This window comes from Streptomyces sp. CG4, from assembly GCF_041080655.1.
Taxonomy (GTDB): domain Bacteria; phylum Actinomycetota; class Actinomycetes; order Streptomycetales; family Streptomycetaceae; genus Streptomyces.
On sequence record NZ_CP163525.1, the window covers coordinates 5,613,555 to 5,640,249 of the forward strand.

General features: G+C 68.2%; 14 protein-coding genes and 2 pseudogenes. 6 read left to right on the plus strand and 10 right to left on the minus strand.

Annotated elements, in window-relative coordinates; translation table 11 throughout:
• Window positions 1-25 precede the first annotated feature (25 nt).
• The 8 genes from AB5L52_RS25655 to AB5L52_RS25690 all read right to left on the minus strand — a co-directional run bounded on the left by AB5L52_RS25655 (window position 26) and on the right by AB5L52_RS25690 (window position 16,094).
• Complete coding sequence (locus AB5L52_RS25655; RefSeq protein ID WP_351564436.1) at window positions 26-1,198, minus strand: acyl-CoA dehydrogenase family protein; 1,173 nt, start codon at window positions 1,196-1,198, stop codon at window positions 26-28.
• A complete protein-coding gene (locus AB5L52_RS25660; protein WP_369366454.1) occupies window positions 1,195-2,430 on the minus strand; it encodes a phosphopantetheine-binding protein in 1,236 nt (411 codons plus the stop codon). Before AB5L52_RS25660 ends, AB5L52_RS25655 begins: the two co-directional genes overlap by 4 nt.
• Window positions 2,424-5,987 (minus strand): amino acid adenylation domain-containing protein, encoded by a 3,564-nt coding sequence (locus AB5L52_RS25665; protein WP_351564432.1) that lies wholly within the window; start codon window positions 5,985-5,987, stop codon window positions 2,424-2,426. The genes AB5L52_RS25660 and AB5L52_RS25665 overlap by 7 nt, the downstream gene beginning before the upstream one ends.
• Window positions 5,984-9,235, minus strand: coding sequence for an alpha/beta fold hydrolase (locus AB5L52_RS25670; protein WP_369366456.1), 3,252 nt, complete (start codon window positions 9,233-9,235; stop codon window positions 5,984-5,986). The genes AB5L52_RS25665 and AB5L52_RS25670 overlap by 4 nt, the downstream gene beginning before the upstream one ends.
• Window positions 9,232-10,575 (minus strand): MFS transporter, encoded by a 1,344-nt coding sequence (locus AB5L52_RS25675; RefSeq protein ID WP_351564428.1) that lies wholly within the window; start codon window positions 10,573-10,575, stop codon window positions 9,232-9,234. The genes AB5L52_RS25670 and AB5L52_RS25675 overlap by 4 nt, the downstream gene beginning before the upstream one ends.
• Window positions 10,572-12,050 (minus strand): condensation domain-containing protein, encoded by a 1,479-nt coding sequence (locus AB5L52_RS25680; RefSeq protein WP_369366459.1) that lies wholly within the window; start codon window positions 12,048-12,050, stop codon window positions 10,572-10,574. The genes AB5L52_RS25675 and AB5L52_RS25680 overlap by 4 nt, the downstream gene beginning before the upstream one ends.
• Window positions 12,051-12,061: 11 nt before the next feature.
• Complete coding sequence (locus AB5L52_RS25685) at window positions 12,062-12,976, minus strand: TauD/TfdA family dioxygenase (protein ID WP_351564426.1); 915 nt, start codon at window positions 12,974-12,976, stop codon at window positions 12,062-12,064.
• A 100-nt stretch (window positions 12,977-13,076) separates the two neighbouring features.
• Window positions 13,077-16,094 carry an amino acid adenylation domain-containing protein gene (locus AB5L52_RS25690; protein ID WP_351564425.1) on the minus strand — a complete coding sequence of 1,006 codons (3,018 nt, stop codon included), beginning with the start codon at window positions 16,092-16,094 and terminating at the stop codon, window positions 13,077-13,079.
• A 585-nt stretch (window positions 16,095-16,679) separates the two neighbouring features.
• Here AB5L52_RS25690 and AB5L52_RS25695 point away from each other — a divergent pair.
• The 6 genes and pseudogenes from AB5L52_RS25695 to AB5L52_RS25720 all read left to right on the plus strand — a co-directional run bounded on the left by AB5L52_RS25695 (window position 16,680) and on the right by AB5L52_RS25720 (window position 26,088).
• The gene (locus AB5L52_RS25695; protein WP_351564421.1) at window positions 16,680-17,555 is read left to right on the plus strand and encodes an IS5 family transposase; all 876 of its coding nucleotides are present in this window, start codon (window positions 16,680-16,682) and stop codon (window positions 17,553-17,555) included.
• Between the two features lie 187 nt (window positions 17,556-17,742).
• Entirely contained in the window at window positions 17,743-18,621 is an 879-nt protein-coding gene (locus AB5L52_RS25700) for a GNAT family N-acetyltransferase (protein WP_369366460.1), read from the plus strand.
• Between the two features lie 1,061 nt (window positions 18,622-19,682).
• Entirely contained in the window at window positions 19,683-19,892 is a 210-nt protein-coding gene (locus AB5L52_RS25705) for a hypothetical protein (protein WP_351564417.1), read from the plus strand.
• A gap of 1,871 nt (window positions 19,893-21,763) precedes the next feature.
• Window positions 21,764-22,815: pseudogene (locus AB5L52_RS25710) on the plus strand (MupA/Atu3671 family FMN-dependent luciferase-like monooxygenase).
• Between the two features lie 57 nt (window positions 22,816-22,872).
• The gene (locus AB5L52_RS25715) at window positions 22,873-24,924 is read left to right on the plus strand and encodes an AMP-binding protein (protein ID WP_369366462.1); all 2,052 of its coding nucleotides are present in this window, start codon (window positions 22,873-22,875) and stop codon (window positions 24,922-24,924) included.
• A 117-nt stretch (window positions 24,925-25,041) separates the two neighbouring features.
• The gene (locus AB5L52_RS25720; RefSeq protein ID WP_351564413.1) at window positions 25,042-26,088 is read left to right on the plus strand and encodes an SAM-dependent methyltransferase; all 1,047 of its coding nucleotides are present in this window, start codon (window positions 25,042-25,044) and stop codon (window positions 26,086-26,088) included.
• Here the strand turns inward: AB5L52_RS25720 and AB5L52_RS25725 are convergent.
• The gene (locus tag AB5L52_RS25725; protein ID WP_369366464.1) at window positions 26,066-26,239 is read right to left on the minus strand and encodes a hypothetical protein; all 174 of its coding nucleotides are present in this window, start codon (window positions 26,237-26,239) and stop codon (window positions 26,066-26,068) included. The two genes, AB5L52_RS25720 and AB5L52_RS25725, sit on opposite strands and share 23 nt — an antisense overlap.
• Window positions 26,236-26,595: pseudogene (gene larC, locus AB5L52_RS25730) on the minus strand (nickel insertion protein); the annotation flags it as partial. The gene AB5L52_RS25725 and the pseudogene larC, both read right to left, overlap by 4 nt.
• Window positions 26,596-26,695 lie beyond the last annotated feature (100 nt).

Consider the following 26,695-nt stretch of genomic DNA (forward strand, 5'->3'; position numbering starts at 1 on the left):
AACGGTAGCGGGACGGGTCATGATGTCAGCCATAACGCCTCATCAGCATCGCAGTTGCATTGGTCTCTTGCAGTCGGCTGTTGGAGATCATCAGCCTGGCGGAGTACAGGTCGCGGAGCATGCGGGCCACGGAGTACGCACCGCGCTCCTGATAGCCCGGCATCCCGCAGATTTCCAGAGCGGTCTCAGCGATCTCCACGGTCTCGGTGGAGGCAGCTAGCTTCAGGCTGTTGGCCTCGACGGCGAAGTCGGTGGTCACGACGCCCGTGTTCGTCTCGTCCAGTTGCTCATAGCCGCGGATCACTCTCTGCAGCAGGCCGTTCAATGCATCGAGCCGCTGTCCGATGGAGGCAAGCCGCAGATCCGGGGCGGCACCCGACTTCCCGAGCCGACCGGCCTGCCGCAGACGGCGTGTGGCCCGTCGAGTGGCTTCTTCAGCGATGCCGATCCAGGCAGCGCTCCACAGGATGTGGGAGAGCGGCACCATCGTCTGGGCCGCGACCTCGGCGAACGGGGTGCCGAGCACCTGGGTGGACGGCACGTCGACGGTGATGCGACAGCCCGGGCTGCGCGTGCCGCGCATTCCCATGACATCCCACTCCCCGACGTCCTGCAGTTCCACCTGGTCCTTGGACGCCAGCACCAGCACCTGGTCGCTCGCAGCGGCCTCCTCGTTCCGCCGTGCGGTGATGAGGAACGCATCCGCCATGAGGCCATAGGAAATGGTGGGTGCCTGCTTGACGAAAGAAACCCGGTCTCCTTCACGGTTGCAGGAGACGCGGCTCTCCCGGAGATTCCCGCCGACGCCGAGCTCCGAGGTGACCGAGGCGATCAGCCCGTTGCTGCCGACGGTCGAGGTGAAGAGTTCGGCAAGCACCGCATCCGCGGTGTCGAGGTTTCGCGCGACGCAAGCCAACTGCACTTGGTGCATGGTCCAGATCATTGCCGTCGATCCGCACGCACGGCCCAAAGTGCGGGCGACCTGGGCCAGGGTGGCAGTGCTCAGGCCCATGCCGCCCAAGTGGTGGGGGAGCACGGCGTTGAGGAGACCGGTCCGGGCGAGCGCGGCGACGGATGCTTCCGGGAAGATTCCGTCCTGGTCTACCTGGTCCGCGTGGTCCGCGAGGGTTCGGGCGGCGGTTTCCGCGGCAGTGATTACCAGCTCCCGCCCCGGCTGCTCCGTCAGTTGAAGGGTCATCGTCCGACCTGACCTTCCGTGGTGTTCGACGTTCCAGCCAACAGCCTGCTGATGGCCTCTGCGATCGCGGCGATGCTCCCAAAGGTGTTCCGGGCCAGCAGAGATGTCGGGAATTCGATGCCCAGCTCGTCCTCCAGCCCGATCATCACGCGGACGGATTCCAGGGAGGTGAGTCCGGCCGCCCAGAGATCGTCAGTGGGTCGGAGGCGCTCGGTTGCGACGTTGGTCTGCTGGGCGAGGATCGACGAGATGAGACTGATCAGATGCGGCGGCGCCTGCACGGCCGAGCTGCCAGCGGGTGCGAGTCCGGCCGCCTCCACCGTGCTTGCCAGCTCGTCGAGCAGCCGTATCTCGCGCTCCCGCAGGTCTCGCAGGATCTTGGCCATCCGCTGCGGCGCCTGCCCGCCGGCCTCCATCCCCACGGTGTGGGCGAAGTACCAGCGACGTGCCAGAGCGTCGGCGTTCGCGGTCAGTGGCTCCAGACCGGGCAGTTCTCGGGCAGCAGCTGCGATCACCTTCTGCGCATAGGTGCGTTCCGCGGCCACGTCCGCGACGTCAGGCACAGCCTGCCCGGACTCCACCGCACGGATGAACGCGTCCAGGTCGGCCAGTCCGGCTTCTCGGTGCGTGAGAGCGTCGGTGTGCAGCTCAGCGAGCGCCTCGACCGCGGAGTAGGCGTGCTTGACCGTCCCCTCGAAAGCGATCAGCTCGAAGTTCCTGGCCACCGCGCTGGCCCGGGTACGACGGTAGGTGTCGAGGGACAGGAACGACGGCCTCGGCTCGTTCATCGGGTCGAGTACGGTCACCGACTCCGAGCCCCACTCCACCACGATCAGCGCGTGCATCAGATGGGTACGTCCCAGGTAAGGCGAGGCGATGTCAAAGGAGTCAACCGCGACCACCACCGGCGCACCGCTTTCCAACACGGTCTGCTCGGCGGTAAAGGCGGCCGTCGCCGAGTTGAACCGCTGTCGCTGGATGTTCAGTCCCGACAGTCGCGCGACCCCGGCGAGCCATCGTTCGCCACACCGCAGCCGGTCGGCATCGGGCCCGTAGCCGAAGCCCCAGCTCACTCCGATCCGATCAGATGCCTCCGCCAGGCCCTGCGCGGTCAGGACGTTGCAGGTCGCCTGCTGGACGCAGCTGCCGAACTGAGCGGTACCTGTGTAGGACAGTCCGGTGCGCAGCTGCTCCAGCGCTCCATTCGTGGAGCTTTCGATCGTGTTCAGCATGTCTCTCCTCGTCGCTCCGCATCCGGCTGCGACATGTCCTTGGCAGCGATTCCCTTTGCTTCGGCGACCACGTTGACCAGGTCACCGACGGTCGACTGATCGAACAGCTCGCTCAGCGGGATCTGGACACCGAAGGTCTTAGCGATCCGCGCGATCAGTTGGGTGGCGAGCAGGGACTGGCCCCCCAAGTCGAAGAAGTCGTCGTTGAGGCCGACCTCGTTCAGCCCGAGCACCGCGCTCCAGACCGCGCACATGCTCTGCCGTATGTCTTCAAGCCCCGCGGTGGGTGACACGGTTACCGCGTTCTCGTCGTCGGACGACGGGCTGCCGCCGGACCCTCTGGCGTCCTCGCCAGTGGCTGTCGCGGCACCGGCCAGCCGTACCGTGCGCAGCGTGTCCGGAGTGTCGAGTAGCGCGGCCACCAGCGTCTCGAAGTCGTCGACCATGCGCGCCACGGTGTCGTGTGCGAAGAGGTCGGTGGAGTAGGTGACGATGCCGGTGCAGGTGTCATCCGTTTCCCGCAGATGCCACTCCAGGTCGAGCCGGGCCGTCGTCCACGGAAAGTGGAACCGCTCGGTGGTGACGTCGGGCAGCGTCAGCTCTCCCGCTCCTGGTCGCCTGCTGTGCAGCTGGAACAGCACTTGTGCCAGGGGATTGCGGCTCGGGTCCCGGGGCGGCCGCAGCTCCTCCACCAGCTGCTCGAACGGTACGTCCTGGTGCTCGTACGCTCCCACGGCCACGTCCCTGGTGCGGCGCAGCAGTTCGCCGAAGTCCCATTCACCGGACAGGTTGAGCCGAAGGACAAGCGTGTTGAAGAAGAGCCCGATCAGCGCCTCGGTCTCCTGACGGGTCCGGTTGGCGACCGGCGTCGCGACAGGGATGTCCTCGCCGGCCCCGTAGCGTTGCAGCAGCACTCCGAAAAGGGTGAGGAGCACCATGTACGGCGTGCAGCCCTGGGCGTCGGCGAGGCTGCGCAGCCCGGCGGTGACCTCGGAGCCGAGGTCGAAAGTGACAGCGGCCCCTCGCTGGCTGAGGCGCCTGGGGCGAGGCAGGTCGGTGCGCAACGGCAGCGCGGGCGGCGAACCGGCCAGCTGCTTCCGCCAGTAGCCCAGCTGCTGCTCGCGAACCGTCGTGGAGATCCACTCACGGTGCCACATGGCGAAGTCGGCGTACTGCACCGGGAGCGAGGGCAACTCGGCAGGCCGCCCCGTCGTCAGTGCTGTGTAGAGCGCGGACAGCTCCTGCAGCAGCTGGTTGTTGGACCATTCGTCGTAGGCGATGTGGTGGACGCATATCCACAGGACGTGATCTGCGTCCGACCCTCCCAGCTGGATCAGGCCAGCACGTATGACCGGGCCCTGGCTCAGGTCGAACGGCTGGCGGATGCGCTCCACAACGATGGCCCGCGCCTGTTCCTCGTCCGCGGCGGCAACCTTATCCAGCGGTACGGAGGCGTTGGGGACAATCGCCTGGTGCGGTTGGCCGACAGGGCTCGGATAGCACGTGCGCAGCACCTCATGCCGTTCGACGATCGCGTTCAGGGCGCCCTGCAGCGCCTCGACGTCGACGAGGCCGGTCAGCCGGAGCGCCTCGGCGACGTTGAAGAACGCGTTGTCCGGAACCAGCTGATCCATGAACCACATGCGCTGCTGGGAGAAGGACAGCGGAGTGCGTACCGGTCGCGCCGTCACCGGTATCGGTTCGGCCGACTGTGCCGCGCCGCCAGAGGTGGCACGCTCGATCACACCGGCGAAGCCGGCCAGAGTTGGGTGATCGAAGAGCCGGCGCAAGGACACCTCGACCCGGAACTCCCGGCGCACCCGGGTCACCATCTGAGTGGCCAGCAGCGAATGCCCGCCCAGGCGGAAGAAGTCGTCTTCCACGCCGATCGCCGGCACGCCGAGCACATCGGCCCAGATGGCGCTCAGCCTCTGTTCCGTCCCCGTCTGCGGCGCTGACGCCGCGTCGCGCGGCTCAGCGGGTGCCGGTGGCGCAGGCAGGGCACGGCGGTCGACCTTGCCGTTCGCGTTCCGGGGCAGCGCGTCCAGTACGACGAGATTCGCAGGCACCATGTAGTCCGGCAGCCTGTCCTGCATCAGGGTGATCAGGTGTGCCGGCAGTTCTTCGGTCCCCGCACGGGCGTCCGCTGTTGGCGTCACATAGGCGGCGAGTCGCTGGTCTCCGGGACGGTCCTCGCGCAGCACCACGGCCGCGTCGGTGACCCGGGGATGCGTCCGGAGGACGTGCTCGATCTCGGCGAGTTCGATACGGAAGCCGCGGAGCTTGACCTGATCGTCGCTGCGGCCCAGGAACTCGAGGACGCCCGCGGCCGTACGGCGCACGCGGTCCCGCGTCGCGAACATCCGGTCGCCCGGCTCACCCCAGGGGTCGGGGAGGAAGGACGCCTCGGTGCGCGCGCGATCCCCCAGGTAGCCACGTGCCACGCCTGGGCCGGCTATGAAGAGATCTCCCGGTTCACCTGGCGCGACAGGATTTAGCGAGGCGTCGAGCACGTAGGCGCGCACTCCCGGCAGCGGTCGGCCGATGGGGACGACCCCGCTGGAAGGCTGGTTCGCCGGGCCCGAACCGGGGGTGTGCGGCTCGTACACGGTTGCCGTGATCGTCGTCTCGGTCGGCCCGTAGGCGTTGAGCCACCTCACGTCCGAGGGTACTGAGGCCTGCCAGGTCGCCAGCTTTCCGGCGTCGACGGCTTCGCTGCCGACGACGACCAGGCGGACCTGGGCGTACTGCGACGGCGGGTACTCGGACAGAACGGAGACCCATTCGTGCCAGTAGGACGCGGGCAGATTGAGCACCGAGACGCCGTGCTGCTCCACGAGGGACATCAGTTCCCCGACATCGGGCACGGGGCCGGCGTCCCTGAGGACCACGGTGGCCCCGCGGATGAGGGTGGCGAACAGCTCTTCGGCCGCTACGTCGAAGGTCAGCGCCGAGAACTGCAGCACACGGTCGTCCGGAACGAGTCCATAGCACTCGGCGACGGCCTGCAGCGTGTGCACAAGGTTGCCGTGGTCGACGCACACGCCCTTGGGACGCCCGGTGGTACCGGAGGTGTAGAGGATGTAGGCCAATGCCGAAGGATCCGCATCAGTTGGCCGCGGTACTGCGTCCGTATCAATGTCGAGGACATCCTCCACGACGGAGAACGGCACCCGGTCCGAAGGAGGTGCCCCGCCGTCCCGTGACCCGAGGACGAGGGCGGCTCCGGCGTCACCGAGTACGTACTCGACGCGGTCCCGCGGGTGTTTGACGTCCAGCGGCAGGTACGCCGCCCCGGCCTTCAGGATGCCGAGCAGCGCCGTCGGCCACGCCAGTCCGCGGTCCATCCAGACGCCCACGATGCTTCCGGGGCCGATGCCGCGCGCCGTCAGGTGGGCGCACACGACGTCGGAGCGCCGGTCCAGCTCGGCGTAGCTGAGCGACTGGTCACCCTGGACCAGCGCCCGGCGGTCCGGCCGGCGAGTCGCAGCCGCGGTGACCAGACCAGGCAGCGTGAGCCCGGGACGGGGTTCGTTGTGCGGGATCAACTCGTTCATTTCAGGGCCTGCCCGATGTGACCGGCGAGCTCGGAGACAGCAGGTTCACGCATGATGCTGTGATGGTCCGCGTCCACAGAGGCGAAGCGGAGGTCCGGACCGACCACGGCCCCCCAGCCCCAAGTCCGGTCCCGGTCCAGAGGCTGCCCGGACGGCTCGGCGCGGACCAGCATGACGAGGAAGTCGGGCGTGTGGAATTCCGGCTCCTTGTCGAAGTGCCGTTCCGATGCCGTCATGTTGGATGTGTACACAGCCAGCAGGGTGCGCAGCTCGTCCTCGCCCGCGTCGGGCGGCAGGTGCCCCTTGTTCTGCATCGCTGTGAGCAGGTCCTCGTAGGTGAGAGCACGAACCGTCTCCTCGGGCAGGTCCAGTTCGTAGTGCCAGGCGAAGCGGCTGATGAGCGTGGGCTCCTGGGCCGCATCGTCGGCCTCCTCCTCGTCAGCTCCCGGAACGGAGCTGTCGATCAGGATCAGCCTGTCCACCTCGGTACCGGCCCGGCGTAGTGCCTGAGCCGTCTCGAAGGCCATGGCCCCGCCGAAGCACCAGCCGATGAGTACGGGTGGCTCCTGGGTCGCGGCGGCGATGGCAGTGGCGTACCCCTCGACCATCTCCGCGTAGTTCTCCTGCGGGTCCCGGCCATGCAGTCCCCAGGACTCGACGCCGGTGACCTGCACACCGTCCGGCAGCAGGCGGGCCAGTTCCCAGTAGCTCAGCGTGTTCCCGCCCCCGGCGTGCAGGCAGAAGACGGGCTTCCCGCCCCGCGCACCCCGCAGGGGCACCAGGTTCGAGTCGTGTCGCTCACTGGTGCGTATCAGCGACGCCATTGCCGCGACCGTTCGGGCGCTGAAGATCGATGACATGGGCAGCTTGCATCCGAACGCGTTGTTCACGAGGGAGATTAGCTTGATCGCCCGCAGCGAGTGGCCGCCAGACTCGAAGAAGTCGTCCTCCGGTGCGAGGGCATCGGTTTCGAGGACGGAAGCCCACAGAGCCAGCAGCCGCTGCTCCACGGAGTCACGGGGACGGCCGGCCCGGGTCTGACGGGTCTCGACGGGGCGCAGCGCCTCGCGGTCGACCTTGCCGGTGGGCGTGAGCGGCAGCCGGTCGAGGATCTGCCACCCCGTCGGCATCATGGCAGCGGGGAGTCGACGGCCCAGTACAGCCTGGACGTCCGGGAGCGAGAGCGTCTCGCCGCTCAGGTCCCCGGCCCCCACCAGGTAGGCGTCCAGGTGGGAAACGAGACCGCTGTCGTCCGCGCGGGCGATCACAGCAGACGTGGACACGCCGGGTTGCTGGTTTAGCAGCGACTCGATCTCACGGAGCTGGACACGGTAGCCGTGCAGCTTCACCTGGTCGTCCAGCCGGCCGATGATCTCGACGCCCACGCCGGGCACCAGACGGCCCAGGTCGCCGGTTCGGTACGACCCGGAGGTCCCGCGCTCCGCGAAGCCGGACCGTCCCGCGCGCAGCTCCGACAGGTAACCGATGCCTACTCCGGGGCCGCTGATCAGGACCTCTCCGGGGCACCACGGCGGGAGCGGGTTGTCCCCGTCGTCGACGACGGTGAGGACATTCTCGCCGAGGCCCGTACCCACCGGCAGCGAGGCGCACCGCTCGTCGGGCACCGCATCTAGGGACAGACAGGAGGCACCGATCGTGGTCTCGGTCGGGCCGTAGTGGTTGTAGACCCGCAGGTGGGGGGCGAGTTCGCGCAGCCGGTCCCGCAGCGAGCGGGGCAGGAGCTCACCGCCCAGCACGAGCGCTTCCTTCGGTAGCAGCTCCGCCGGGTCGCTTGCCTCGTCGAGCAGTGCCCTCAGGTGCGACGGCACGAGCTTCATCGCGGCCACCGGATGCGCCCGGAATCGCTCGGCAAGGGCCTGCGGGCTGGTGGCATCGTCCAGGTCGAGCAGCCGGACGCATCCACCGGCGGCCAGCACAGGGAAGATCGCCGTGTAGGAGAGGTCCGAGGCCAGCGTGGACACCGCCGCGAACTCGGATCCCTCGGGCAGCCGCAGTTCTTCCAGAACCGCCGAGGCGTAGTGGGCCAGCTGAGCATGACCGATGACGACGCCCTTGGGCGTGCCCGAGGTGCCTGAGGTGAAAATCGTGTAGGCGGTACCCTCCGCGTTGGTTGCGTCCGGTGCCGGCACCTCGAGCCGACCGGGGCCGACCGGGGACGGTACCGATGCCGCGGGCACCGCCAAGTCGACGGTCGTGGCGGCACTGGGAAGGAGCGCGAGCAGCGGCGCCGCCTGTTGCATTACGGATGCGGTCCGCGCCGCCGGCCACGCCGCGTCGAATGGGACGAACGCCGCCCCCGCCATCCAGGTCCCGAGCATCGCGGCCAGCGTGTCCTGTGAGGCCGTGGCGAGGACGGCCACGTTGTCCCCAACACGGACGCCACGCTCATCCAGCAGAGCGGCGACCGCGGCTGCACGGTCTCTCAGTTCTTTGTAGGACAGAACCTCGTCTCCGCAACGGACCGCGGGCTGGCTGGGATGGCGTTCGGCGTGTTGAAGGAAGCGGTGCAGCACCGACAGGTACTGGCCCTTCCGGGGTGCCGCGGCAGCCCGCGGCGGACACAGCCGGAGCACACCGACCGCCTTTTCCGGCTCCGCCAGCGCGTCGGTCAGCAGCTGCTCGAACGCCTCCGCGATCAGAACCAGGTCGGATTTGGCGACGCGCCCGTGGGTACCGGCAAGGGTGAGCCTCAGATGCTCCATCTCCCGGGCACAGTCCAGATGGAGGATGCCCGGCACATTGGCCCCGGACAGGGCATCGTGACCTACGCTCGGCTCCGTGAGGCTGCGCCGGAACTGGAAGGACAGTACCGGCCCGCGGTCGAGATCGGCGCCGGCCGCTGCCGTGCCAGCAGTCCCCGTTCGGCTGCCTGCCTCCGTGCCGGCCTGCAGCTCGGTGGCCGCCGCCCGAACGACGTCGGTGAACGGCGCGCTCGGAGACAGCTGTAGGCGCACCGGCACCGGGCTTTCGGTCATCACCAGCATCTGGTCGTCACGGTTCTGCGTGTACCTCGCGTACAGGGACCGCCAGGCCGCCAGCAAGATCGCCGCTTCGCTCGCAGAGAGCTCACCGGCCACCTCACGCAGGCGCTGCACCAAGGGCTCCTGGAGAGGCACCGTCAGGGTCTCCGGGGTCGCGTATTCGTCCCACACACCGACCGGCGACATGAAGGGTACGAACGTTGACGGCTTGAGCATGTTGGCCGATTCGGTACCTGCTGCGGTCATCGCGGACCTCCCAAGGACTCGGAAAATTCTTCAGTGTCTGCCCGGAGCGCGAGACCCGTATCGGACTCTGCTTCCGCTGCTTCGGCCTCATTAAGTTGACGGACGCTGCGCAAAGGTGAGAAGAGCAGCAGCAGTGAGGCGAGGAACCCGCCGCACGCGGAAACCAGGACCGTCTCTCGAAGACCTAGCGTCGTGCCCAGTGCGCCGCCCACCAGGGAACCCAGAGAAAGCGCGCTCCAGGCAAAGGTGCGCACGGTTGCATTCACCCGACCCAAGAGGCGATCTGGGGTCACAACTTGACGGAAGCTGATTACGGTCACATTGAAGATGGGCAGCCCGAACAGGGCAATGAAGTTCGCCGTGGCCGCAACGCCGACCGTCCATACGGATGTTCCGTGTACCGCCCCAAGGATCAGATAGCCGATTCCGGGCAAGGCCATGGCAGCGACGAGCATGGGGCCGGCTCCGAGCAGACGGGTCAGCCGCTCCACGAGTAGCGCACCGACGACTGCACCCGCACCGCCGACCGCGACGATCAGACCGATCTCCGTCGATCCGAGGCCGACCTCCCGGACAAGGAACAGAAAGAACACCGAGAGCAGGATGCTTTCGAAGAGGTTTGCTAGGACGGCTGCAGCTGTGCACCACCGAAGGATCGGGTGACGCCTGACCACGTCGATGCCTTCGCGGATGGACGTCCAGAGCGAAGGGGCTGCCTCACCTTCCTCCTGGTATCCGGCCGGCGACTTGTCCGGCGGCAGGTTGAGCACCGCCACGCTGGACAGGACGAAACTCACGGCATCCGCTGCGATCACCAGCGGTGCACTGAGCAGACCGATCAGGGCTCCGGCGGCGCCGGGGCCGACGACCTCCGCCATCGACTCCGACACCTGCATCTTCGCATTCGCTTCCATCAGTCTTGCCCGACCGATCATGGTCGGCAAGTAGGACTGGTAAGCGAGATCGAAGAGCACGCTCATCGTACCGACGACAAATGCGACGGCGAAGAGTTGAGGGATCGACAGCACATTGAGGCCGTAAGCGATGGGAATCCAGGCAAGCGCGACGGCACGCACCACATCGGCAGTGATGAGGACGGGGCGGCGTGTGCGCCGGTCCAACAGAGCCCCGACTCCCAGGCCAAACAGGAGGAAAGGAAGGGTGGTGAGAGCGCCCAGGATTCCGGATTCGAGCGGCGTGGCATGCAGGATGACCACGGCGGTCAGAGGCAACGCCACGTAGGTCAGCTGCGTACCGAAAAGCGAAATACTCTGACTTGACCAGAGAAGCAGGAAATTCCCCTGCCGGAAGATCGATGGCTCCCTGATAGACGCCGTCATCGGATAGTCCCCGGCATCTCGGACAGTCGACGCTCCGGATCAGAGGCTGCAGCCTCGAGAAGGTTGGCGAACTCCTCGGCGAAGGCCCGTATCGTGCTTTCATTGAAGAGTGAACTGTCGTACTCGACTTCGAGTTCCAAGTCCTTGTCGAATTCCGTGATGTAGTACGTGACGTCGAACTTAGTCGCATCAGTGGTGACGAATACGTCTTCGGAGGCGAGCCCCGTCAGGTCGAGCGTAGGGTTGTGCATGTTCTGCAACGCCAGCCATGCCTGAATGAGGGTGCTGCGGACGCCGGTACGTTCGATCGCAGCGTCTGCGACCTGCTGGAAGGGAACGTCCTGGTTCTCGTAGGCGTGGAGCGTCCACTTGCGAACCCGCTTGAGCAGTTCCCGGAAGGTGGGCTCCCCGGACAGGTCTGTCCGCATCACCAGGGTGTTGATGAAGCAGCCCATGAGCGGCTCTGTCGCCGGATCCTGCCGGCCGGCAATCGGCGTCCCGACCACTACGTCCTCACGGTTCGCATGCCGCCCAAGGACAACTGAGTACGCCGCCAGGAGCACCATGAACAGGGTGGTCCTGGTCTCTCGGGCGAGTTGCACGGCCGGGGCCTTGGGGAAGGTGACCGTCACGGACTTTCCTGGCACCGTCACCCGCGACTGCCGGGGCCGGTCGGTCCGCAGACCGAGTTCGCGCGGCACCCCGCAGAGAGCCTGCTTCCAGTATTCCGCCTGCCGGGCGAACATTTCGGTCTGCGCTCGCTGCCAGATCGCGTGGTCCCGGTACTGCAAGACGAGATCGGGAAGGTCCGGCTTGACCCCCTGGATGCTGGCGTTGTACGCGGCGGCCAGTTCGTCGATGAGGTTTCCGATCGACCATCCGTCGGTGATGATGTGGTGAACGGTGATGTGCACGACGTACTCGTTGTCACCTCGTCGCACCAGCACCGGGCGCAGCATCGGGCCGGTGGACAGGTCGAACGGCGCTTCCGTGCACCGTACGAGGAACTCCTGTAGGTCGCCTTCAGCCTCGATGACCTCGAAAGCGTAGGCCCGAGGCTCCTCGACCACCGCGGTCAGCTCCCCGTCGTCAAGGAGCGTGTAGCGGGTGCGCAGAATGTCGTGGCGTGCCATGACATTCTGCAGCGCCGCGTTCAGGGCGGGGATGTCCAGGTGTCCGGTGAGACGGAAGGTGATCGGGATGTGGTAGGCGGATGACTGGTCCTCGAAGGAGTACGCCATCCAGAAGCGTTCCTCCGCAGGGCTGAGCGAGTTGGACCAGACGGACTTCCGGTCCCGCATCGGCTGGATGCGGGATGCCGGGCTACCGGATTCGTTCCGGCGGCCGGCCAGGCGCTGCGCGAACAGCTCGCGCTTCGCCTGCGACAGGGAGTCCAGAGGCGCGTGGGCAGCCTTCTGGTCGCGCCGTACATTGTCGTCGGTGGAGGAGTGGCCCGTCATTGCGGGGATCGTCATGAGTCGCGCCCCTAGTCCGTCATGGAGACGAGGGTCCGGCGAGCCCCAGTGAAGGGCTGCCGACCGTGCGCTGCCAGCATGTTGTTGATGATCATCACGTCGCCGGTCTGCCACGGGAAGTCGAACGTGACCTGCTCGTACACCTTCCGGACGACATCCAGGTCCGCCTTGTCGATCGCGGAGCCGTCACCGTAGTAGGCGTGCCGGGGCAGGTCCTCTTCGGTGTAGAGGGAGAGGAGCGCTTCCAGCACGTCCGGCTCAAGGCTTGTGGCGTGGAAGAGATGCGCCTGGTTGAACCACACCGTCTCCCCCGTGCGTGGTTCCACCTGCCACGCCGGCTGGCGATGCGAGGTCCGCAGTCCCTCGGCGGTCCACTCGAACTGTTGCCCGTGCTCCGTGCAGTACTGCTCCACAGCTGCCGCGTCGTCGGTCTGGAAAGCCTCCTGCCAGGACAGGCCGATTCCCTCACGGAACGAGCGGGCGTACACGACGCCGTCGGCGAACCGCTCGCGGAGCTCAGCCGGCAGCAGGCGGTACACCGCACGGCTGTCGGCGACCGGCGTCGCCCCGCCGGTTTCCGCGGGAATGGCACACAGGAAGAACAGCAACCTGGGCCAGTTCTCCGAGTAGGAACTCTCGTTGTGCATCGGGATCGACTGGTCGGCCGGGTATTCCGTGGACGTGTAGATGGCGCCCTGGACCTCGGTCCGCGGCGTGGACCGTTCGGTGTACTGCAACGGGGAGCCACCCACCAGGCGGGTGATCTCGTCGAAGATTCCCAGATCGGCGGGAAGTCCGCGGAGCAGCACCGCTCCCTGGTCGTGGAGTGCTGCGTCCATCTCGCCTACTAGATTCCGGCAGTCATCCAGTCCTGTGACGTCGTCGAAGACGGCGACACGCGTGTGTTCATTACCGATGAGTCGCATGGCTATGGGTTCCTGTTCTGCCTCGAATGAGCGCATCAAGGGGAAGTCGTGGAGCCGCCGGGCGTGATGGTGAGCGCGCCGGCCGGGCATGGTTGCGGGTTCAGGCGGCTCCGTGGCTCAGGAGCTCCTCCGCGTCTTCATCGCTGAGGGCCTCGAGTTCGGCCATGATGAGCCGCTCGATCTCCGCAGCGAGCGCTGCCACCGTCGTGAACCGGAACATCCCTCCGACGGGAATGTCCACATCGAGCTGCGAGCGGATACGGGCGATGGTGCGGATGGCGGTCAACGAGTTGCCGCCGTGTGCGAAGAAGTCGTCCTCCACACCGATCTGCTCCAGGCCGAGCAGATCAGCGAAGACCTCGGCGACTAGTCGTTCGGCGTCCGTGCGCGGAGCGATGTACTCCGGCTCAGCCGCGATCTCGGGCGTCGGCAGAGCAGCGCTGTCCAACTTGCCGTTGGGAGTCAACGGCAGCGCGTCGAGCTTTACGAAGGTCCGAGGCACCATGTAGTCGGGCAACTCGCGCGCGAGTGCGTCACGGTTCGGCTCGGCTGTCCCAACAACATAGGCCACAAGTTGATCCGCACGGACGGCGACAGCTGCCTGCTCGATACCAGTCTGCGCGCGCAGCAGGGTCTCGATCTCGCCGGGCTCGATGCGGAATCCGCGAAGCTTGATCTGCTGGTCGTTACGCCCCAGGTACTCCAGCAGCCCGTCTCCCCTGCGCCGCACCAGATCACCGGTAGCGTACATTTGGTGGCCGGGGTGGAAGGGGCTGTTCGTGTACGCTTCGCTCTCACGACCCAGATACCCGCGGCTCACCTGCGGCCCCGCGATGTGCAGGATCCCGGGGACCCCGTCCGGAACCGGTCGACCCGAGAGGCTCAGAACGTAGGCGGCATGTCCCGGCACCGGACGCCCGATCACGACTCCCCCGGAGGCATCGACCGGCGGCTTGGCGCCGGGCTCGATGGTCAACGCGACACAGCCGACGGTGACCTCTGTGGGACCGTATTCGTTGGTAACGCGAGCCTGCGGATTGCGGATCCGCCAGGCCTCCAGGGCGTCAGCAGGCAGTGCCTCGCCGCCCACGACAAGGTCCTCACTGGGCGATGCAGCGTCTCCGATGGCCTCCAATAGAGGCAGATGGCTCGGCGTGACCTTCAAGAAGGTGGGACGCTCCGGCACTTTGCAGGTCAGCGGGGCCAGGCGCACTGAGCCGCCCACCAGAAGAGGACCGAACAGTCCAGTGACCGTCAGGTCGAAGCAGAGCGTTGAGTGCACCAGGGACTGTCCCGCCAGCCCCGGGTAAGCATTGGTCGCCCAGGTCAGGTAGGCGGCGAGCGAGCCGTGCTCGACCACCACGCCCTTGGGTCGACCGGTCGACCCAGAGGTGTACAGCACGTAGGCCACCTCGCCGGGTGAACCCGGCACCGGGTCGCCAGCGACGTCTATGCCCAGCTCATCGCCGATTGGCAGGACCTTCTCGGGGAACGCCCCGACCGGCCCGGCCAGTACCAGTCGTGCCCCAGCGTCGCGCAGCACGTAGGCCACTCGGTCGGCCGGATGGCCGGGATCGACTGGGACCCAGGCGCTGCCCGCTTTCCAGATGCCCAGTAGCGCGGGCAGCAGTTCAATGCAGGGTTCTGCGGACACGCCCACCACAGCCGGTGCGTCGGCAGCACGCAGCCGCGCTGCGACACGCGTGGCGGCGGCGTCCAGTTCCCGGTAACTCAGTCGCCGGTCGCCGCTGATCACCGCGACGGCATCTGGCGTGCGCGAGGCCTGCGCCTCAAACAGGCCGAGCACAGTCGTGTGAGGAGCATTGGCCGGCTGTGCGTCCAAGAAACGAGCACGCTCGGCGTCGTCCAGCAGTTCCAGATCCTCTGTGCGGCTCTCTGGGGCATCCAGGCCGGCGCGCAGCAGGCGGAGGTAACGGGCGGCGACAGCCTGCACGGTGGCATGGTCGAAGAGATCAGCCCGGTAGAGCAGACGGCCCTCGCCGTTAGTGAGCTCGATCGCCAGATCGTGGGTAGTACCCCGGCAGGAGGCGCCTGTCAGTTCCGACTCCGGGTGGTAGTCGAAGCCGATCTGGTGCAGCGGCTGCACAGAGGGAACCCGCGGCGGGGCGACTGCCTCCACAACCGTCTGGAACGGCACATCGGCGTGCCGGAGAGCGTCGGCCAACGTACTTTCGACCCGCGCGACTAGTTCCGCGAAAGACAGGTCGCTGGAGACGTGCAGACGCGCGACGACCTGATTGTCGACCATGCCGATCATGGCGGGGGACTTCTGCCGATCACGCCCTGACACGGTCAGGCCCACGACGACCTCCGGTTCACCGGAAAGCCGTGCGAGTAGAGCGGCGTACGCGGCCAACAACACCGCCGGCGGCGTCGCAGCGTGCCGATGGGCCAGCTCGGCCACCCGGGCAGGTACATCCTGCGGTACCTCGAAGCGGACTTCGCCGCCGTCGTAGGTCAGCTGCGGCGGGCGTGGCCGGTCGGTTGGGAGGGAGTGCACCAAGGGCAGCCCCACCAGCGTTTCCTGCCAGTACGCGACCTGCTCCGCTCGGTCATAGCTATGTCGGCCAGCCAAGAACTCCGTGCACGGAAGGCTCGGGCCGGGCAGCTCCGCCTCGGGGGCGACGCACAGAGCCTGCAACTCCTCACGGAAGACGGCGGCAGACTCCGCGTCGAAGACGATGCGGTGGACGATGAACGCGACCAGCCAGTCCTCGTCCCCAACCCGGATCGCGGCTGACCTCCAGAGTGGGACTCCGTCCGTCGAGAGAGGATCGGTCATCAGACCGCTCACGAGGTCCCGCGCCGCTGCCGCCCGGTCCGGTTCGCTGCGCACGTCGTATTCCGGCATCTCCAACGACACGGCGGGGTGCACGACCTGCCTCAGGGTGCCGTCCACCTCGCGTATGGACGTGCGTAGTGCGTCGTGTCGCTCGACTACACGCTGCAGTGCCTGCCGAATGGCCTCAGCGTCAGGCGCCTGCACCGACAAGATGTTCGGCACGTTGAACACGGGGGAACCGGGAACAGCCTGCTCGGCCAGCCATACTCGCTCTTGTCCGGCAGAGGCAGGTGTCCCTGCTGCTTCGTCAGCCATTCCTCTTCCTTTTCTGCCACTTTCGCCGCCATCCGGCGACGCACCCTTCGGTAGGCCGTTACGCCATCGGTCTACGGTCATCGGGGGTGGTGATCGGTCTGGGGCATAGATCCGGCGCATCGCAGCACCGAATCAGTGGGCTGCTGACCGCAGTTCGCCAGCCTTTCCATGAGTCAGCAGCAGTTGATAGGCATCGCGTCCGGTCGTCGAGTGGGCCACTTCGTCGGCGGCTCTCGGCCGCGCCCCTGCACTCATGATTCCTCTGGTGCTTCCCGTGCCGGTCCTGTCCCGCTCCTGCGCGAAACGCTGGCCGGTATCTGGACGGAAGGGCGGGGTAACTCTCGTCTTCAAGTGACTTGATCGGCGCAGCCCGTGCCTGGTCGGCGGCTACGCCGGCCTGTCCGGGGCGACTACCGCGTGACAATCCTGTTCACGGCGCCGTGCGGGGGAGCCTCCACACTGGCTCAATGGGAGGCGGGGGTCACCTCCACGAAACCGCTGACGGCTGAAGGTGGAGCAGCACCACCCAGTCGGTGCCAGGCCGTGTATCGAAAGTGGATCTTGGCCTGTGAATGATCACGGTTCATGGGGCGGGGAGATCTCACAGACGAGCAGTGGGCGATGCTGGAGACGCTGTTGCCGAAGGGGGCGAAGGCGGGGCGACCGCCCGTCTGGCCTCGGCGGCAGTTGATCGACGGCATTCGGTTCCGGGTCCGGACCGGTGTTCCGTGGCGGGACGTGCCCGTCGAGTACGGGCCGTGGGGTCGGGTCTACGACCTGTTTCGCCGGTGGCAGCGGGACGGCACCTGGCAGCGAATCTTGACCCTTCTCCAGTCCTTGGCCGACGCGGAGGGTGCGATCGTCTGGGACCTGAGCGTTGACTCCACGGTCTGTCGCGCCCATCAGCATGCGGCCGGGGCCCGTAAGCAGGGTGATCTGCAGAAGGAACCGCCGGGTGGTGTGTTCACCGAGCCTCGTGATCACGGGCTGGGACGGTCGCGTGGCGGGTTCACCACCAAGCTGCATCTGGCCGTCGAGCAGAGGCAGAAGCCCATGTCGATCGTGGTGACGGCCGGGCAGCGTGGAGACTCGCCGCAGTTCGAACCGGTGCTGGAGAAGGTCCGCGTGCCCCGCATCGGGCGGGGCCGGCCACGCGTTCGTCCCGATCGGGTTCGGGCTGACAAGGCGTACGCCTCCCGCAGAAACCGCGCATATCTGCGCCGACGTGGGATCTGCTGCACCATCCCGGACAAGGCCGACCAGGCGCGCAACCGTCAGAAGCTGGGCTCTCGCGGCGGCCGGCCGCCGCGCTTTGACCCGGTTGACTACCGCGAGCGCCATGCGGTCGAGTGCGGGATCAACCGACTCAAGAGAAACCGGGCTGTCGCCACGAGATACGACAAGCTCGCAGTCCGCTATGAGGCGACCGTCCTCGTCGCGGCCATCAACGAGTGGCTGTGACCACACACGCGCACGGCCTTTTCGTTAACCCGTTGCCCAGGAGCCGATCGGCCAGCTAGGTTCACCCAGCCGCCTGCATCGGTGCAGGCCGGCGCCGTCGACGAGGAGGTGTGGAGCACATGCGCAGGAGTGCCCAGGAGTTGAGCTCGCGTACTGACCTTTGCCACCTCCACACGACGGAGACACCTTGTCCCTTCGCATCACCCCACTGACCGACCCCGCTCACGGGCCGCACGGCCGGCGTCTTGCCTGGCTGGCGTCGGACGCGGATTCCATCCCTGCCGGAACGGCCTTTCTGCGCCTGTTCGATGGCGGACAAGAGCACCTGGCCGAGCTCGATCTCCGTGTTCATCCCGCGGAGCGCCGCAAGGGCGTGGGCTCCCGGCTCCTCGACAGCGCCGTGGCCACCGCCCGGGACAACGCCCGACGCTGCGTCGTCGCGCAGGCAGAAGCCGGATCGCCCGGCGACCACTTCCTGGCAGCGCGCGGTTTCCGGAAGGTCCTTGCCCTGAGGCACACCCGCTTGCCGCTGGCCGACGTGGACACCGCCGTCCTCACCGAGATCATCGAGCGTCCGCATTCCGGCTACCGGCTGATGTCATGGCAGGGAACCGTTCCCGACGACCTCGCCCAGACGTTCGCCGCCTCACGCCGCGCCATGGACGACATGCCCATGGACGACACCGACTACGGCATCGTGACATGGGACGTGGACCGCGTGCGGGCCGCGGCGAAGGCCGTCGAACAGCGCGGCGACCACCTGCACACCGTCGTCGCCATCGACACCTCCAACGGCTCGATCGCCGGGTTCACCGAACTCGTCATCCCCGGCAACGGCACAGGTGACGGCCAGCACTACGGCACCGGTGTGCTGCCCGAGCACCGTGGACACGGCCTCGGCCGGTGGATGAAGGCCGAGTCGATCCGACAGGCCCGTAGGGACTATCCGGACCTCGGTGGCCTCCTGACCGACACCGCCGACAGCAACACGCACATGAGACAGATCAACGACGGTCTCGGCTACACACCCACGCACACGACACACCAGCATCAGCTCGACCTCTAGCAGAGAGCGGACAGGCCGGACCGGGGCATCACCCAGCCCGGCCTGTCCGCGCTTTCGATACACGGCCTAGAGGCAAGTACGACCCCACCGCAGGGCGGGGCAACAGGCATTGCATCCTCCTGCCGCTCCGCGGACCGTATGGTGGGCGAGGCCCGGCAGGTGGCCGCGGTGCGGACCGTGAACGCGAGGTCGTCGTCACGCAGCCGTTCGTCGGCGAACGCTACCGCGGCCACCGGGCCGCGCTGGGTGGCCACGCAGGCGAGCATGGTGGAGTCCAGCCCTGCCAGGTCTGTGCTGACCGGCCGGTCGTCGACTTGGGGAGCGCATCCGCGCGCACGCGAAGCACGGCGGCCCAGGTGCACTCAGGAGAACCTCGCGGACGAGCTGGCGATGGCGCGCTGGGGGACGGGGTTGTGCGACCGGTAGCAGGTCTACCGGTGGGAGAAGGGGCTTCGTGTTCCCCGGGTGAGGCTGCCTTTTGTCCGTGACAGCCTTTCACTGAGCGGGTCCTGGACATCGCGCAGTTCCGCCACCGAGGTGCCAGAGATGGCGTGGGCGTCCTGACTTCAGGTGGCGCCGTCCTCGTTCAGGGAGCTCATCGGCCCTGTGGACACCCGTGTGAGAGTAGCCCTGGGTGCGAGCGTCGGCTCCGGAGCTGAGCGCTTTGTCATCCAGATCTCGGTCTCGGGCAGCCATGAGCGTTGCGGCACAGATCACCGGCCGCTTCATCCGGAGGTCGCGGATTGCCGTGGTGGTGCGTGGCCTGCAACCGCAGCTGTCTGCTGATCGCCCGGCAGGCCATGCGCCACCTTCAGGAGCGAACTCGTCCAGCCGCCGATACCACGCTGGGCAAAGCTGGCAAGCCTGGCCGCGGCGGAAGCACAGCGATTGCGACGATCGCCACCTTGCCCCCACTGGATACTCGAGATGGTAGGGATCTGCCAATCACGTCGTATCGACATACTCATCGTGCCCGTCATGAAGGCGGCCTTCGCCCTCGCCGACCTGAATCCGACGTCGAACTGCGCCGGCTGGAACGGCTCTCCCTCGTCGCCGGAGAGGTGATCGCCCCGATCACGCTCGGCGTTCCTCCCCGTAACGAGGAAGTCCTCACCCCGGCGGAGGCCCGTGCCCGCTACGGCTACGCCAACTCGGCCGAAGTCCATCTCGAGTTCCGGGCCCAGCAGGCCGAGCGCGTCTTCGACGACGGGAAGGCGCCTAGCGGGCAAGGGCTCGTCGAGTCCCAGGACGTCCTGGGACCGTTGTCGTAGCCAGAACCGTGACATGTGCCCCACAGGCCGTCGCGTGCAACTGCCATAGCCTGACCGAGACACGGGACGGGCTGGCAATGCGGGGCGCGTGCCCGGATATGGGTCAGTAGAGTGTGTGGGAGCCGTCAGGAAGCCAACCTTCGAGGAACCCGGCAAGAAGAGTGACGACCCCCTGAGGGGTCACGCGTCTGCGGTGACGGCGCAGGTCGTCCAAGGTGAACAGGGTGTGCCGACTTCCGCTTTTGCATGCTGCTCGCGCGTCCGCGTTGCTGATACGGGAGATCAGGGCGTGGGTCTCCGTCACCCGCTCGTACTCCCACGCCTGGTCCCTTCCGGAAGTGTGGACTCCACGGACAGCGGCGAGTCGTGGGGTGTCGATACCGAAGGCTTGCGCGAGATGTACACGGGCCTGGTGGGCGGGCTCGTCATACGTTCCGAGGTGGATGGACGGGACGGTCCAGTCCCCGCAGCAGGCGCCGCAGAGCAGTAGCTGCTGATCGTCACTCACGAGCAGCAGGAGTGCTCGTCGATCCTGCTGCGCGTTGGGGATGTGGCAAATATTCACCTCTACACCTTCCCCTGTTGCTACTTAAATAGCAAGCATGGGAGTGGTAAATGTGGCGCGGGGTGTACAGCCGCAGGCGGTGTGGTGAGGGGCGACCTGTGTCGCGATGCCGGAGTCAGGCTTGAGGCTTGCACTTGTGGGCGGCGGAACTCGGGTCGTCAGTGCGGATCGCTCGCGGCTTGCGTCGACGAGCTGACTCAAGGGTGACTGAGGCGGTGACGTACTGCCTGATCTCGGCGTTTGGAGAATCGGGATCCTCGTTTTGAGGTTCCGAGGTGGACCCGCCGCGGCCTGGGGATTCTCTGTTTTAGACACATCCCACGAAGGCGGGGATCTGTCGAAAAACGTGTCTGAAACGAAGCCGTACACGTGGCCGTTCTTGACATGTTTTAGACAGGTTGGTGATCGACCAGTGAGGGCCTCTCGCCGTCGCCAGTGTAGCGGGTGGCGCGCTCGACGCACGGGGGATGTGGCTTGCTGGGCGATCTCGCGCAGGGTGCTGGGGGTGGCCGAGGGGGGAGCTGGTGGGGGCGGCAGGGGAAGATCGTGTCGAGTGCTCGGGTGATGGAGCTGTTCGGCCAGGCGTGTCCGAGGTGGATCAGCAGGGCTCCGCGGGCGCCGTATGCCTGGACCCGCTTGTGGGGGTGGCTCTGGTCGAAGAGGGAGTCGAAGCGGGCGTCGAGGCGGGAGCGGGTGGACTCGCCGTCCTGGCGGAAGCCTTTCAGGCGGCGGCCGGCTGGGGTGTCGGGCGGAACCTGCCGGAGGTGTTCGGTGCGGTTGAAGTGCTGTTTCTTCCTCTTCGGGTCTCCTCTTCAGATCGATCTGGCGGTCTTCGTCGGTCTCGTCGCCCCTGATGTATCGGCCGTGACGGCGGACGACACGAACGGGCCGAGGTAGCCGCCGCGCGGTGCCGCGCCGGTCCCGCCGGCGGGACACCGGAGCAGGAACGCCGCAGGTGGCGGGGTCGGTTCCCGGCCGTTCGCGGCACCGCCCGGGGCGTGCGGCGAGTTCCTCGACGGCCGCCGGTCCGAGCATCGTTGACGGTCTGTGAGGCGGCGACTAGACATGGCGCTGAGAGACATGGACGCCGGGCGGAAGCGACGCGACGCCCGCCGCTCCGCGACCCCCGTGGAGCACCCCTTTACCCCCGTGGAACACCCCTTTCCCAGCGTTCTCCTGTCCCGCCGAGTCGCAACCACGTGCCCGGCACACACACGGCGCGGGACGACGGAGTGCCGACGGTGACGTCCCCTGTGGTCGTCGCAGCCCCGGCTGCGGCAGGAACCGGTCATGTGGAGGCCAGTACGTGGAGTTCAGCCTGTTCTACTTCGCAGCCGAGGCGACGGAGGACTCCGGACAGGAGCTGTACCGGCTCCTGCTCGACGGTGCGCGCTTCGCGGACGAGCACGGCTTCCGTGCGGTGTGGACACCGGAACGGCACTTCCATCCGTTCGGCGGCGTGTACCCGAACCCGTCGGTCACCGGGGCCGCGATCGCGGCGATCACGGAACGGGTCGGCATACGGGCGGGCAGCGTCGTGGCCCCGCTGCACTCACCCCTGCGCGTCGCGGAGGAGTGGGCCGTGGTGGACCGGCTCTCGGGCGGCCGGGTCGGGGTCTCCTTCGCCTCCGGCTGGCATCCCAGCGACTTCGCCCTCAACCCGGGCGAGTACTACGAGCGGCGCTACTCCACGCTCGGCACGGTGGAGGCCGTCCGGCGGCTGTGGCGTGGTGAGGCGCTGACCCTGCCGGACGGCGAGGGACGGCCGGTCGAGCTTTCCGTGTACCCGCGCCCGGCCCAGGCGAGCTGCCGGTCTGGCTGACGAGCACCGGCACTACGGAGACCTTCGAGGCCGCCGGCCGGATCGGTGCCGGGGTCCTCACCCACCTGGTACGCCAGGACGTCGACCGGCTCACCCGCAACATCGCCGCCTACCGGCGTGCGCTCGGCCCGGACCGCACCGGCCATGTGACGCTGATGGTGCACACCCTGCTGGGCGCGGACCGGGAAGCCGTGCGCGAGGTGGTCCGCCTGCTGCTGACCGAGTACCTGTCGACCTCGCTGACGCTGGTCGGCGGTGCCAACGGAGCCCAGGGCGCGCGGGTGCCGATGGACCGTGTGTCCGCGAGCGCGAAGGCCGCGCTGCTGGCCCGTTCGGTCGACCGGTACGTCGAGACGGCCGGGCTCTTCGGCATGGTGGCCGACGCCGTTCCCCTGGTCGAGCGGCTGGCCGCCGCGGGCGTGGACGAGATCGCCGCGCTCATCGACTTCGGCGTCCCGCTCGACGACGCGCTCGCCGGCCTCGAGGACCTGGACCGGCTCCGCAAGGAGACTGTGCGCGTGCGGGCTTCGGCATGACACCACCGCGTCCGTCAGCCCCTGTCCCACTGCCACGAGAGGACGGAGACCCACGCCGTGCCCACTGACGTGCCCACCGCCTACCGAACCGCACTCGAGGCCGACCCGGAGGGCGTGCTGCTGCACCTTCCCTCGGGCGCCGTCCGCAGCCGCGGCGAGGTCCTCCGGGACGCCGAACGGGTCGCCGGCCGGCTGCGGAGCAGGCACCTCGCCGACGGCTCTCCGGTCGTCCTGGAGTTCACAGGCGCGGCGTGGCCGCTGTTCGTCAGCGCCTACCTGGGCGCGTACTTCGCCGGCGTCACGCCCGTCGTCGTCCCGGCCGGCGCGGGCGAGCTGCTGCGGTACCGGATCGTCCGGACCCTTCCGGTGCGGCTGTGGATCAGCGACGGCCCGGGGACCGACGGCGGTCCCGCCGGCCAGGGCGGTGAGCACGGCACCCTCCACTTCCAGGAACCGCCGTTCACCCACCGCCCGGAGGAATCGCCCGACGTTCCTCCGGCCGACGTTCCTCTGGCTGACGTCCGTTCGCCCGACGTCCGTTCGCCCGACGTCCCTTCGGCCGACGCGCCCGCGGGGCCGCCACCCGCCGAGTACCTGGCCACATCCGGGTCCACCGGCCTGCCGAAGATCGTCCCGGTGAGCCACCGCAACCGCCTCGCGCACCACCCCGGCGCCACGCCCGGCGCCGGCGCGCCGCCCCGGGTGACGGCCCTGGCCGTCCCGCCCGGCAGCAACGCCGCCCAGACGGTCCTCGCCGAGGCACTGCTGACCCCCGGCGGCGGCCTGGCCTGCCTCGGCCACTGGTCGCCGCCCGAGTTCGTCACCCTGGTCGAGCGGACGGCGGCCGGTGCGGTGCTGCTCGCGCCCGCCATGGCCCACACGCTGGTACGGCACCCGTCCTTCTCCTCCGAGCGACTGGCCGGCGTCCGCTCGGTCCGGCTCGGCATGGCTCCGGCGTTTCCCGGACTCGTCGACGCGCTCGCAGCCGCCCTGCCCTCCGCGGTGATCCGCGACGTCTACACCACGACCGAGGCATGGCCCGCCGGCGTGGTGATCCGCTCGTCCGGCTCCGGCAGGCCCGCGAGCCGTCCGCTGCCGGGCACGCTCGTGCGGGTGGTCGACGCCACGGGCGCGGAAACACCCGCGGGTACGGCGGGACACATCCAGCTCGCCTACGCCCCGGACGGTCCCGTCGGGCCTCCGTACCCCACGACCGTGCGCTGGGTCGACACCGGCGACCTCGGCACGCTGACCACCGAGGGCGTACTGGAACTGCTCGGCCGGGAACAGGAGGTCGTCACGGGTCCGCGGCTTCCTGGCCGACGCGAAACCCCAGGCACCGGGTGCGACACCCGGGCCGCTGCGCGGCGAGATCGAGCTCGACGGGGTGAGCGTGCGCTACGACGGCGCACCCTCCGACGCGCTGCGGGAGGTCAGTGCGCGCATTCCCGCGGGTACGACCACGCGGTGGGTGTCCGCGGCGGCAATCTGTCCGCGGGCCAGCGGCAGCTCGCCGTCGCGTACGAGGACGTCGACTTCTTCCGGCGGGTCCGGCAGGCGGGGGCGAACCTGGCGTACGAGCCCGCCGCTTCCGTGGGCCACGACCACCGCGAGACTCTCGCCATCCTGCCGGCGAAGGTGTGGTCCTATGGCGTGCACAGCCGCGCCGTAGGGCGCGTCTCGGGGCCATGGAGCGCGCTACGGGGCTTCGTCCGCATGCACAGCAGGCCGAACGACCAGCTCCGCGGGGCTCTCAAGGACGACATCGTCCGCCGCCGCCCCGTCTTCGCCCTTCTCGACTGCTACCTGCTGGCCTGTTCCCTGTGGCAGTTCCTCCCGCACCTGCTGCACGACCAGGGCTTCGAGTGGACGGTCCCGGCGGACGGCTTCGGTGCCCAGGGCGCCGTACTGACCCTCGCCGAGGACGGGCTGCGCTACGCCTGGGTCTGCGTGGCCGGAGCCGTGCCGAGCATGGACTGCGCGTTCGCGGTGGCGATGGACGGCCTGGTGCCGGTGCCGGACGAGCGGTACCTGTCGATGACGGCGGCGCTGCTCGCGGACGCGCGGCCGGCTGACCCCGTACGGGCGGCCGCAGCTCCGGGGCGGTGATGTGCACTCGGGTAGAGTCGGGCGGGTACTGACCGGGCTCCCGCCGCGGCTGCCCCACCATCACCAGTACGTCTGCGGCCGTCACCCGAAGCCAGTGGAAAGCAGGGTCCCCAGCACATGAGCCGGTACGGGTTCCTCGTCTCGCCCTCGCACAACCGCGTGTACGCCCAGTCCGCTCCCGCGCTCGCCATGGCCGAGCTCGCGGTGTTCGGCGAGCGGGCCGTCGGCGGCGGGGTACGGGACATCGAGGTCACCGAGATCGGCGGGGTTCCCTACGTCACCTTCACGGCCGACGCGCTGACGGAGACCGACATCCGCCTGCTGTCGAACATGTCGTCGGTGTACGCGCTGTTCGCCCTGGAGGCCGACCTGCTGCGGCCGTTGGCCAAGCACCCGCTCGATCTGTTCGGCAGCGACCTGCTCACGATCCAGAAGTACGCCGGGAAGACCAACGAGGACTTCACCAAGCTGCTGGTGAACGTGACCGCGCTGGCGACGGACACGCCCGCCGACCTGCTGGCGGGCAGCATGCGGCTCTTCGACCCGATGTGCGGCCGGGGCACCACGCTCAACCAGGCGGTCATGTACGGCATGGACGCGGCCGGCCTCGACGTCGATGCCAAGGACTTCGAGGCCTACTCGGCGTTCTTCCGGACCTGGCTGAAGAACAACCGGCTCAAGCACAAGGCCGAGGTCGGCCCCGTCCGCCGTCAGAAGGTGACGCTGGGACGACGGCTGCAGGTCAGCCTGGGGGCGTCCAAGGACCTGTACCGGGAGGGCGAGACCATCGACGTCACGGTCGTCAACGCGGACACCCTCAAGAGCGGTGACTTCTTCCGCCGTGGCGAGTTCGACCTGATCGTCACCGACGCGCCCTACGGCGTCCAGCACGGCAGCCGTCCGCAGGGCGGCGGGAACGCCGGCCGTCTCTCCCGCAGCCCCAGTGAACTCCTGGCCGCGGCCGTGCCCGTGTGGGAGCCGCTGCTGCGGCGCGGCGGCGCCCTCGGCATCTCCTGGAACACCTTCGTGGCCCGGCGCGAGGAGCTGGCGGAGATCCTTCAGGCCAACGGTCTCCGGGTGCGCGATTCCGAGGCCTACCTGGGCTTCACCCACCGGGTCGACCAGGCGATCAACCGCGACATCATCGTGGCCACGAAGGACTGACTCCGCGGTCGGCGCCCACGGCCCGGGCTGCGGCGCGGGCGTCGGCCAGGACCGCGCGCACCGGCCGTCCGAGCAGCCGCGCGGCGGCCCGGACGTCGTCGTACTCCGGCTGCACCGTCAGCACCTTCCCGTCGGCGTGGGACACCTTCACGCGTACCGTGCTCCCTCGACCTCGACCGTCGCCTCCCACCGGGCCAGTTCCGTCTTGGCCACGTCGATCGTGCGCAGCCCGATGGTGGAGGTGTGGGCGAACACCACCTGCCGCAGCTCGTGGGCAAGGTGCTCCGGGGCGAGCACGGACAACTGGTGCGCGGGGCGGCCCTTCTTCATCAGGATCGGGGTGAGCCAGGCGTCCTGCGCTCCTCGCTCGATCAGTTCCTCCAGCACGGAGGGCCACACACGCGGATCCATGTCGTCCACGTTGGCCTCGATCAGCACGACGGCCCGGGGCCGGGCGGCGACCGGCTCGACGAGCACCACGCGCAGCACGTTCGGCACCCCCGGTGTGGCAGGAGGTCCGACGCTACGCCGACAGCGCTCGCGAACTCCTCGACCACGTGCCCGACTCCCCGGTCCGAGAAGCGCTGGACCAGCTGTGTTCGGCTGT